The organism is Candidatus Magnetaquicoccus inordinatus (assembly GCF_004217665.1).
GTDB classification, from domain to species: Bacteria; Pseudomonadota; Magnetococcia; order Magnetococcales; family Magnetaquicoccaceae; genus Magnetaquicoccus; species Magnetaquicoccus inordinatus.
Map to the genome: position 1 here is coordinate 1 of NZ_RXIU01000451.1, position 1,364 is coordinate 1,364.

At 52.1% G+C, this 1,364-nt stretch carries 2 protein-coding genes; both read left to right on the plus strand.

Going from position 1 to position 1,364, the window contains the following annotated elements:
• Positions 1-476, plus strand: a 476-nt coding sequence (locus EJP87_RS16450; RefSeq protein ID WP_130472924.1) for a DsbA family protein, incomplete at its 5' end; no start/stop codon positions are given.
• Between the two features lie 476 nt (positions 477-952).
• A partial coding sequence (locus tag EJP87_RS16455) for a transporter substrate-binding protein (RefSeq protein WP_153188696.1) occupies positions 953-1,364 on the plus strand: 412 nt, incomplete at its 3' end.

Sequence of the window (1,364 nt, forward strand, 5' to 3'; positions counted from 1 at the left end):
TGACTATTGTAGAGTTTTTTGATCCTGCTTGTACAACCTGTGCGGAGTTTTATCCGCTGGTAACACAGTTGCTGGCACAATATCCGGGCAAGGTGAAGGTGGAGATGCGCTATGCTCCACTGCATAGCGGTTCCGATCAGGTGGTGGCAATGCTGGAGGCGGCGCATCGGCAAGGCAAGTTTTGGCAGGCTTTGGAGCTGCTGTTTGCCAACCAGAGGCGCTGGGTGATCGAGCATAAATCGCAACCGAACCGTGCGCGTGCCCTTCTGGAAACTCTGGAGTTGGATCGGCAACGCTTTGCCGAAGATCTCAACCGACCAGAGGTGCTGCAAGTGGTGCAGCAGGATGTTTTGGATGGACAACGTCTGGCAGTGCGGGCTACCCCAGAATTTTTTGTCAATGGTCGCCCCATGCCCAGCTTTGGCTATGAGCAGTTAAGCACGTTGCTCAAAGAGGCGGTGGCTGCCGCATATTGAGCACCCCCTTTCTCTGCAGCAAGCTGGGCACGCAAAAGGGGTGCGGGCGCTTCTGTATTATTGGCTGCTGGGGTGCAGCAAGCGCAGCAATGGCTGAACAGAGAGGCATGGTGCACTGTCGCAGCACAAAAAAAGTGCTGAATGACTGATTATAAGGCGGCAGTTTTTGATGTTTGCATATTTTATTAGCAGATATTGCGTGCACGCAGCCTCATCTTTATTCGTTCTGGTCGCAAGCTGGAAGGGGAGCAGAGCGGATTGTCGGTGCTGTTCCCTTCTCTATTTTGTGAATTTTATTCATATATCTTTACTGTTGTTCCTGAAAAACTCTTCCCCATAGCCGCGACAAAGAGTGCGCTTGCTTCTTTCAGTTGCCAAAAAAATGGACGACCGGTGGTTGGCATAGCCTCTGCAGTACAGAGTGCAACCAGAGGGATCCCCTCATTTTTCAAATAAGCCACTATGGGAGCCTGTTTATGTTAAGACGGAAATTCTTGCGACTGTTGCCAATGGCTGCAGCTTCCCTCACTTTAGGGTTGTGGGCCGCGCCCTCCACAACGTGGGCCGAGGAAACCATCAAGGTAGGTATTCTGCATTCACTCTCCGGTACCATGGCCATTTCGGAAACCGCCTTGAAAGAGACGGCTTTGATGACAATCGAGCAGATCAATGCCCAAGGGGGAGTCATGGGCAAAAAGTTGCAAGCTGTGGTGGTGGATCCCGCTTCCAACTGGCCGCTGTTTGCTGAAAAGGCCCGGCAACTGTTGACACAAGACAAGGTGGCGGTGGTCTTTGGCTGCTGGACTTCGGTATCGCGCAAATCGGTGTTGCCTGTTTTCAAAGAGCTGAACGGCTTGCTCTTCTATCCGGTACAATATGAGGGCGAAG